Genomic DNA, 2524 nt, shown 5'->3' with positions numbered 1-2524 from the left:
AGAGTGGGGTTGGGGGAGATGAGTCCTGGGGAGCTCCAGTGCATGAAGCATATAGATATTATGGGCCAGAGACTGATTGGATGGTAGAGATTGAAGCGTTTGAATGATTGCAACTTTCTATATGGGGAATAACGATTCCATGCATAACACATCGGGAAATATCAGGAGAGAGTAAAAAACGTCGTTGCCTTTGGATTTTCTTGTCTTCATGGGGGAAGTGATCATCTGATGGATATTTTTCATTTCATTTTATCTGTACTGGTAGTATACTCAGCCACATGTACAAACGCACCATTCGAGCCTGTTACCTTGGAAATTTCATAGGGGCCCTGACCTGCAACCTGGCTCCGCTGTTGTATGTAACCTTCATGAGCGAGCTTGGACTCTCCTTTGAACAGGTTGGTCGTCTTACCTTGCTCAATTTCTTCACCCAGATAGTCGCCGACTTGGTCTTCAGCAGACCGGTTGACCGCTATGGGGTCAGACCGTTCATTACCTTGGGGCATTTTCTGGCATTTGTAGGTTTTCTCTTCCTGGCCCTTGCCCCACGATTGTTCCCTCACAACACCTATCTTGGCTTGATGCTTGCAACCATCATCTACTCCATAGGGGGCGGGCTCTTCGAACTGTTGTTGAGTGCTATTGTCCAGGCAATCCCCGGAGATGCAAAGGAGAGTGCAATGAGCCTCCTGCACTCCTTCTATGCATGGGGATTCATTGTTGTCGTCATCGGTACGACACTGATGATCCAGCTTTTCGGTCGTGGTAACTGGATGTTTGTTGTCCTGATCTGGTCAGTCTTCCCCCTGTTGAATTTCATCAACTTCCTGACTGTCCCCCTTGCCCCAGCTGTGCATGAAGATCACCGGACAAAGATCCGAGAGCTGCTCGCTTCCAGATACTTCCTCTTTGTAGTACTCGGTATTGCCGTCGGTGGTGCCACTGAGGTTTCCATGAGCCAATGGACCAGTACCTTTGCAGAAACTGCACTGGGACTGCCGAAAGAAGTGGGGGACTTGGTAGGACTTTGCTTGTTTGCCCTGCTCCTGGGAACCATACGCGCCATCTACGGTGCATGGGGTACCCGCTTCCCTTTGTACAAGGCAATGCTGATGGGATCCCTGCTATGTGTAGTGTGTTATCTTGTGGCTGCCTTGAGTCCGTTGCCGATCATCAGCTTGGTTGCCTGTATTTTTGCAGGATTGGGAGCGGGGCTTCTTTGGCCGGGCTCAGTGGTTAACGGTGCAAACCGTTTTCCGTTTGCTGGATCCTCGCTCTTTGCCTTCTTGGCTGCAGGGGGTGATGCAGGGGCGGCCTTCGGCCCCTGGCTAATTGGTGTGACTGCTGATGTATTCCCCAATCTTGTTACCAAGGCTCCCTGGCTACAAGGACTTTCCGAGGCTGATGCTGCACTGAGAAGCGGAATGCTTATCGGCACCATGTTTCCCCTGTTGATGGTTGTGTTTCTTATGGGGATGCATCGCCTTGAGAAACAGAAGTAGGCATGGTTGCACGGCTCTTGACCATTGCAAGCATTTCATCTGCACCACGAAGCCTTCTTGAGATATCCCTTGCAAGGTTGAGAACGAGCATGGTGTAGGTCTTCAGGTCAACGAGTGATATCTTGTAAAGATCCTTGTTGGAGAGGGTGATGATGCGGCTCGGTGCAAGGGTGACGACTGAGGCCGCACAGTTCTGGATGTCGATGAGCTCCATTTCTCCAAAACTGTCCCCATTATGCAATGTAGTGATTATTCTGCTCTGCTTCTTGTTGGTCTCTGATTGCCTGACGATGGCAACCTCGCCCTCGACAATGAAGTGTACACGGTTGTTGGGTTCTCCTTGCTTGAGGATGGTAACATTCTCCTCATAGGTATGCTCCTCAAGATAGGGTTTGATCAAGGAGAGAGAGGCATCGTTGAGTCCGCCAAACATGCTGTGCTTGCAGAGAAATTCATTGTCGACTGTGCATTCACTCATACTTCATCGTACCTGTATATATTTCAGAACGCAAGGTTATATCCCTTGCTAATCAGAGAAAAGAAACAGTGGATACCGTAAGATACAATCTGGATGACAGTGGTAGATCAATGTTCACATCATATGAAGTTGTGAACATTGGTTGTAGATTGTTGTATTTTTTTGAAAACTCTTGTCAATTAATTGCCGAAATGTATGAGATTGAGTATTGTTTCTTCACTATAACCGAAGGAAGTACTATGAATAGAAAGATACTACTACTTTATATCCTGCTAATAGTAGGTGTTTTTAATCTAGGAGCAAGTTCTCTCACATTGGATGATGCATTGGAGCGTGCACGTATGCACAATCTCTCCCTTCAGGGTAATGCCATCGATGTAAACGCAGCAAAGCGTGATATTGATACCTCTTGGAACCTCTTTCTTCCCAATTTCAATCTTTCGCTTTCCCATTCCGGAACTGGTCCTGTTTTCAATGCTGCTGAGCGTACTGTCTCTGGAATTCCGATTCCTGCAACGTTCGGCGATACCGGCCTCTCCCTCGG

3 protein-coding genes are annotated in these 2524 nt (G+C 48.0%); 2 read left to right on the top strand and 1 reads right to left on the bottom strand.

Annotated features, from left to right (window positions below):
* The first annotated feature begins 278 nt into the window (after window positions 1–278).
* The gene (locus AB7S66_RS12550; RefSeq protein WP_428520515.1) at window positions 279–1502 is read left to right on the top strand and encodes an MFS transporter; all 1224 of its coding nucleotides are present in this window, start codon (window positions 279–281) and stop codon (window positions 1500–1502) included.
* Here AB7S66_RS12550 and AB7S66_RS12545 read toward each other — a convergent pair.
* The gene (locus AB7S66_RS12545; RefSeq protein WP_428520513.1) at window positions 1468–1980 is read right to left on the bottom strand and encodes a cyclic nucleotide-binding domain-containing protein; all 513 of its coding nucleotides are present in this window, start codon (window positions 1978–1980) and stop codon (window positions 1468–1470) included. The two genes, AB7S66_RS12550 and AB7S66_RS12545, sit on opposite strands and share 35 nt — an antisense overlap.
* Before the next feature lie 239 nt (window positions 1981–2219).
* Between AB7S66_RS12545 and AB7S66_RS12540 the strand changes: the two genes are divergently transcribed.
* A partial coding sequence (locus AB7S66_RS12540; RefSeq protein WP_428520511.1) for a TolC family protein occupies window positions 2220–2524 on the top strand: 305 nt, incomplete at its 3' end.

It is taken from the genome of Sphaerochaeta sp. (assembly GCF_050178175.1).
GTDB lineage: Bacteria > Spirochaetota > Spirochaetia > Sphaerochaetales > Sphaerochaetaceae > Sphaerochaeta.
This window is presented reverse-complemented; position numbering and strand designations above follow the sequence as displayed.